4 protein-coding genes and 1 pseudogene are annotated in these 6,354 nt (G+C 73.9%); all 5 read left to right on the top strand.

Features of this window, described 5'->3' with window-relative positions; genetic code table 11:
* Nucleotides 1–1,277 (top strand): hypothetical protein (locus tag QL983_RS09730; protein WP_290152687.1); only part of this gene is annotated, 1,277 nt, incomplete at its 5' end.
* Between the two features lie 3 nt (nucleotides 1,278–1,280).
* A complete protein-coding gene (dcd, locus tag QL983_RS09725; protein ID WP_127435185.1) occupies nucleotides 1,281–1,862 on the top strand; it encodes a dCTP deaminase in 582 nt (193 codons plus the stop codon).
* Nucleotides 1,805–2,296, top strand: a pseudogene (locus QL983_RS11460) (MFS transporter); the annotation flags it as partial. The gene dcd and the pseudogene QL983_RS11460, both read left to right, overlap by 58 nt.
* The gene (locus QL983_RS09720; RefSeq protein WP_356768370.1) at nucleotides 2,279–3,181 is read left to right on the top strand and encodes an MFS transporter; all 903 of its coding nucleotides are present in this window, start codon (nucleotides 2,279–2,281) and stop codon (nucleotides 3,179–3,181) included. The pseudogene QL983_RS11460 and the gene QL983_RS09720, both read left to right, overlap by 18 nt.
* A 68-nt stretch (nucleotides 3,182–3,249) precedes the next feature.
* Nucleotides 3,250–6,348, top strand: a complete 3,099-nt coding sequence (locus QL983_RS09715) for a Na+/H+ antiporter subunit A (protein ID WP_036317154.1) — start codon at nucleotides 3,250–3,252, stop codon at nucleotides 6,346–6,348.
* The last annotated feature ends 6 nt before the right edge of the window (nucleotides 6,349–6,354 follow it).

Genomic DNA, 6,354 nt, shown 5'->3' with positions numbered 1-6,354 from the left:
CCGCCGACGCGTCCCGCGGCCTGCGCGGTGCCGCGCGCACCCTGACCGCGACCCGCCGCGACGTCGCCGCACGCCTGGCCGACTCCCGCGAGCGCGCCGACGTGCCCGTCGAGGCGCTGCTGAACTCGGCCTTCGTCGACGCCCACGCGGACGAGCGCCCCGCCGATCGCGGCGTGCCGCGCTGGCGGCTCGCCGGCCTGGTGGACGCCGTCCTCCCGCCGGCCCGTCCCGCGGACGACGACGCCGCGGCCGGTCTGCTGCTCGCCCTGCGCGAGCCGGTCCGCGAGGTGTTCGCCTCGGACTCGTTCGCCGCCCGCCCGTACGCCGACGCGCCCACCGTCCGCGCGCTCTTCGAGGACTTCCTCGCCCACCCGCGCCGGCACGACCCCGAGCGCTTCTGGCGCCTGCTCAACCTCGAGCTCTGGCTGCGCGAGGCGGTGGACGCGGACGCCGCCCCGGCCGGCCCCGCCGCCGCGGTCGACGAGGCCGGTAGCGCCCCGGCGCCGGCCAAGCCGGACCACGAGCCGAACCCGGGCAAGGAGCTCGACCTGGTCTCCGCCGAGGACGGCCGCCGCTACCGCCGCTTCCCGGTGCAGACCGGCCTGGTGGACCGGGACACGGACCTGCAGGCCTACCTGCGCGGCGAGATCGAGGACTTCTTCCGCGACCTGCCCGCGGACGCGATGCCGCAGGACGCCCCGTGGCACTTCTCCGTGTCCGAGAAGATCGTGGCCATCACCCAGGGCCGCTCCTACTACACCTGGGAGGTCCGCCCCTCCGTGGCCGCCCGCGCCCTCTCCCGCCTGGTCACCCGCACGCCCGCGGGCATCGGCCTGGGCGATCCCACCACCATGCAGCTGGCCATCCAGGAGGCCGGACTGCCGCGCATCGTGCTCTCCGCGGCCGCCGGCGCCGCCGGCAAGGTCGCCGGCAAGCGCGGTGTGTTCTACAACGTGGTGGGCGGCAACGTCCGCGCGATCGACGGGCCCACCACCTACTCCACGTTCCCGGCCAACGTCTCGGCCAAGCTGCCGCCGGCCGAGCCGGACCGGGTGGCCGCCGAGGTCTCGGCGATGATCCGGGCGGCGGACATCCCGGCCTGGGCGAAGGCCTCCTTCGCCGGCACCGTCGTGATGGACGCCAACGACATCGGCCGCAACGCCCTCGGCAAGGACACGGCCGCGTCGGCCGCCGCCCTCGAGGCCGCCTTCGCGGACAACCCGCTGGGCCAGGGTCGCGAGCGCACACCGCTGGCCGTCGTCGTGCGAATGGACTGAGCCGTGCTGCTCTCCGACCGCGACATCCGCGCCGAGCTCGACTCCGGGCGCGTGGGCCTGGACCCCCTCGACCCGGCGATGGTCCAGCCCGCGTCCGTGGACGTGCGCCTGGACCGGTACTTCCGGCTCTTCGACAACCACCGGTACGCGCACATCGACCCGCGCCAGAAGCAGGACGAGCTGACCCGGCTGGTGGAGGTGGACCCGGACGAGGCGTTCATCCTGCACCCGGGGGAGTTCGTGCTCGGCTCCACCTATGAGCAGGTCACCCTGCCGGACGACCTCGCCGCCCGCCTCGAAGGCAAGTCCTCGCTGGGCCGGCTGGGCCTGCTGACGCACTCGACCGCCGGGTTCATCGACCCCGGGTTCTCCGGGCACGTCACGCTCGAGCTGTCCAACGTGGCCACGCTGCCCATCACGCTGTGGCCGGGGATGAAGATCGGCCAGCTGTGCTTCTTCCGGCTCTCCTCGGCGGCCCAGTCGCCGTACGGCACCGGGGCCAACCAGAACCGGTACCAGGGTCAGCGCGGGCCCACGGCCTCCCGGGCGCACCGCGACTTCCACCTCACCCGCATCGAGCGATGACCGGCGCCGCGCTCCCGCCGGTCGCCTCCGCCGCCCCGCGTCGCCAGGTGGCCGCGTGGGCGCTGTGGGACTGGGGCTCGGCCGCGTTCAACGCGGTCATGGTCACCTTCGTGTTCGGCACCTACCTGGCCTCGGACGCGTTCGGGCCGGACGAGCGGGGCACGGCCTGGCTCTCGACGGCGATGGCGGTGGCCGGCGTCGTCATCGCGGTCACCGCGCCCGTGCTGGGCCGGCGCGCGGACGGCGCGGGCCGGCGCCGCCTCTGGCTGGGGGTGACCACCGGCGCCGTGATCGTGTGCACAGCGGCCTGCTTCTGGGTCACCCCGGAGGAGTCCTCGCTGCTGCTGGGCGTCACCCTGATCGCCCTGGGCACGGTGTTCTTCGAGTTCGCGGAGGTGCAGGTCAACGCGATCCTCGTGCACATCTCGACGCCGGCCACGATCGGCCGGATCTCGGGCATCGGCTGGGGTGCGGGCTATCTCGGTGGCATCCTGCTGCTGCTGATCGTGTTCGTGGGCTTCGTCTCGGGGGACGCGCACTGGTTCGGGATCACGGAGGACGAGGGGCTGAACATCCGGGTCGTGGCGCTGGTGGCCGCGGCGTGGTTCCTGGTGTTCGCGATCCCGGTGCTGGTGGCCGTGCCGGACCCGGCGCCCGCCCCGGCGGCGGACGGCGGGCCGCGCCGTGAGTCGGTGCTGGGCTCCTACCGCGAGCTCGGGGCCACGCTGGCCCGGATGTGGCGCGAGGACCGGAACACGCTGTGGTTCCTCGTGGCCTCGGCGGTGTTCCGCGACGGCGTGGGCGCGGTGTTCGTCTACGGCGCCATCCTGGGCACCACGGTCTACGGGCTGGCGGCCTCGGACGTGGTCCTGTTCGCGATCGCGGCCAACGTGGTGGCCGCCCTGGGCGCCTTCGTGGGCGGGCAGCTCGACGACGCAGTCGGCCCGCGCCGGGTGATCCTCGGTTCGCTGGCCGCCATGGTCCTCGTGGCCGGGGCGCTGTTCTTCGCCTCGGGCACCCTCGCGTTCTGGGTCGGCGGGCTGGCGCTGTGCCTGTTCGTGGGCCCGGTGCAGTCGGCCTCGCGCGCGTTCCTGGGCCGGCTCACCACGCCGCGGACGGCGGGCGAGGTGTTCGGGCTGTATGCCACCACGGGCCGCGCGGTCGGGTTCATCACGCCCGCGCTCGTGACGCTCGCGCTCGCCCTGCACCCGGACAACCGGGTGGTCATCCCCGTGATCGCCGTCGTGCTCGTGGCCGGTGGGCTGCTGTTCGCCCGGGTCACGGAGCCGATCACGCGGAGCGCGGAATCGGTCCGCTGACCCCGGGTGGGGCGCATCCCTCCGCTAGGCTGGACCGTACCCCTGCCCGTGCCTGACGAAGGGACCGCATGCTCGTCATCCTGACCGCGCTCTTCGTCGTCGCGCTCGCCGCCCCGGTGATCTTCCGGTGGACGGGACGTCAGGGGTTCTATCTGCTCGCCGCCGCCCCCGCGGCGGGCTTCGTCTGGCTGCTCACCCAGCTGCCGCACGTGTTCGCGCTGCAGGAGGCGCTCGACGCCGGCCGGCCGGTCCCGGCCTCGGCGGCGCACCTGGACCGCGCCGTGCCGTGGGTGCCGTACCTCGAGATCGAGCTCGCGTTCCGCATGGACGTGCTGGCCGCGTTCATGTCCCTGATCGTGCTGGGAGTCGGCGCGCTGGTCCTGGCCTACTGCGCCCGCTACTTCCGGGAGCACGAGCCGCGCAACGCGGTGTTCGGCGGGCAGCTGCTGGCGTTCGCCGGCGCGATGTTCGGGCTCGTCACCACGGACGACCTGATGGTGCTCTACACCTTCTGGGAGATCACGTCCGTCCTGTCCTTCCTGCTGATCGGCTACTCGGGCCACCGCATCTTCGCCCGCCGCTCCGCCATCACCGCCCTGATCGTCACCACGTTCGGCGGCCTGGCCATGCTCGCGGGCCTGATCATGCTGGCCCACTTCGCCGGGTCCTGGCGGATCTCCGGCGTGCTGGCCGCGGCCCCCGGCCTCCTCGCGGACGACGGCGGGCGCGTCCTGCTCGAGGTCGCCGTCGGCCTCGTGCTGATCGGCGCGCTGACCAAGTCCGCCCAGGCGCCGTTCCACTTCTGGCTGCCGGGCGCGATGGCCGCCCCGACCCCGGTCTCGGCCTACCTGCACGCGGCCGCGATGGTGAAGGCCGGCGTCTTCCTCGTGGCCCGCCTGGCCCCCGCCTTCCACGAGCTGGCCACGTGGCAGGTGCTCGTGCTCGGCCTGGGCCTGTGGACCCTCCTGCTGGGCGGCTGGCGGGCCCTGCGGCAGACCGACGTCAAGCTCGTGCTCGCCTACGGCACGGTCTCCCAGCTCGGCTTCCTCATGGTGGCCAACGGGCTGGGCGTCCGCGACGCGGCGCTGGCCGGCCTCGCGATGCTCCTGGCGCACGCCCTGTTCAAGGCCCCGCTGTTCATGGTGGTCGGCATCATCGACCACGAGGCCGGCACCCGTGACCTGCGCGAGCTCTCCGGCATCGGCCGCCGCCACCCCGTCCTCGCCGCCGTCGCCGTCCTGGCCGCCGCCTCCATGGCCGGCCTGCCCCCGTTCTTCGGGTTCGTGGCCAAGGAGGCGGTCCTGCAGAGCCTGACGGACCACGGCGCGGCCCACGGCGGTCTGCTCGCGTGGGCGCCCCTCGTGCTGATGGCCGTGGGGTCCGTGCTCACCGTGGCCTACACGTGGCGCTTCCTCTGGGGTGCCTTCGCCACCAAGCGCACCCCCGAGGGTGCCCCCGTGCCCGCCACCCGCTTCCACACGCGCGTGACCTTCCTCGAGCTGGCCCCCGCCGGGCTGCTGGCGCTCACCGGTCTGGTGCTCGCGGTCCTGCCCGGGCCCCTCGAGCACCTGCTGGCCGCCCACACGGCCACGATCCCGGCCCTGGACCCGGCCGCCTCTCCGGCGCACCTGGCCCTCTGGCACGGCTGGACGCCCATCCTCGCCCTCTCCGCGGGGGTCTGGGTGCTCGGCGCGCTGCTCGCCCTCGGCCGGCCGGGAGTCGAGGCGTTCCAGCGCCGCGTCGAGTTCCCGGTCGACGCCCTGCGCACGTACCGGAAGATCACCGGCGCCCTCGACGAGGTCGCCATCTGGGTCACGGGGCGCACCCAGACCGGCTCCCTGCGCCGCTACCTGGGCATCATCCTGGCCACCGCGTTCCTGCTGCCGGCCGCGTTCCTGCTCTTCCCCGTGGGGCGCAGCGAGCGCACGCTGGCCACCTCGTTCCTCTCCGCGGACGTCGCCTGGTTCCAGACCCCGGCGCAGCTGGTCGTGGTGCTGATGATCGCCGTCGCCACCGTGTTCGCCGTCCGCGCGCGCCGCCGCTTCAAGGCGATCATGCTGGTGTCCGTGACCGGCTACGGCGCCGCCGCCCTGTTCGCGATGCGCGGCGCCCCGGACCTCGCGATCACCCAGGTGCTCGTGGAGACCATCATCCTGGTCACCCTCATCCTGGGCCTGCGCGTGCTGCCGCCGGACTGGTACGACCGCCGCACCGGCTCGCGGCGGATCGCCCGTATGGCGGTCGCCGGCGGCTTCGCCCTGACCATGATGTGGATCGCCGCCACCGCGCTGGCCGCCCGCACGGCGGAGCGGATCTCGCTGCCCATGCCGGAACTCGCCTACACGGACGGCTACGGCACGAACGCCGTGAACGTCACCCTCGTGGACATCCGCGCGTGGGACACGTGGGGCGAGATCACGGTGCTGGCCGCCGCGGCCACCGGCGTGGCCTCCCTGATCTTCCTGCAGCACCGCGACGGGCGCACCCGCAGCATCGACGACGTCGCCCCCGGCTCCGTCGGCGACTTCGGCGCCGACTCCTCGCTCGGGGCCCGCGAGCTGTCCGTCGTGCGCAGCTTCGCTGTGGACGATCGCAAGGGCCAGTGGCTCGTGGCCGGCCACACGATGGCCCCCGAGCGGCGCTCGATCATCCTCGAGGTCGTCACCCGCTTCATGTTCCCGATCATGATGCTGCTCTCCGTCTACCTGCTGCTGGCCGGGCACAACACCCCCGGCGGCGGCTTCGCCGGCGGCCTGCTCGCAGGCCTGGCCCTCACGCTGCGCTTCCTCGCCGGCGGCCGGTACGAGCTGCAGGAGGCCTCCGTGATCCCGGCCGGGCCCATGATCGGCCTGGGCCTGGCGATCGCCACGCTCACCGGGATCGCCCCGCTCTTCTTCGGCGGGCAGATCCTGCAGTCCTATGTGGTGGAGTTCACCGACCTGCCGCTGTTCGGCGACGCCCTCAAGCTGGTCTCGGCCACGGCGTTCGACATCGGCGTGTACCTCGTGGTGGTCGGGCTCGTGATCGACGTGCTGCGCTCGCTCGGCGGTGAGGTGGACCGCCGGGGCGAGGAGGCCCGCCGCGCCCGCCTGCGCGCCGCGGCCCGCCGTCGTCATCCGCGCATGCCCACCCCGTCCACCCCCGACGCCCCGGAGGCCGCCCGATGATGACCG

The sequence above is a fragment of the Micrococcus sp. APC 4021 genome, from assembly GCF_030407635.1.
Taxonomy (GTDB): domain Bacteria; phylum Actinomycetota; class Actinomycetes; order Actinomycetales; family Micrococcaceae; genus Micrococcus; species Micrococcus luteus.
Note: the sequence above shows the minus strand (reverse complement) of the source record. Positions and strands in the feature narration are given on the sequence as shown.

Excerpts from the sequence above, each read along its gene's own strand:
- QL983_RS09715 (WP_036317154.1), top strand. The coding sequence starts at position 3,250 with ATGCTCGTCATCCTGACCGCGCTCTTCGTCGTCGCGCTCGCCGCCCCG.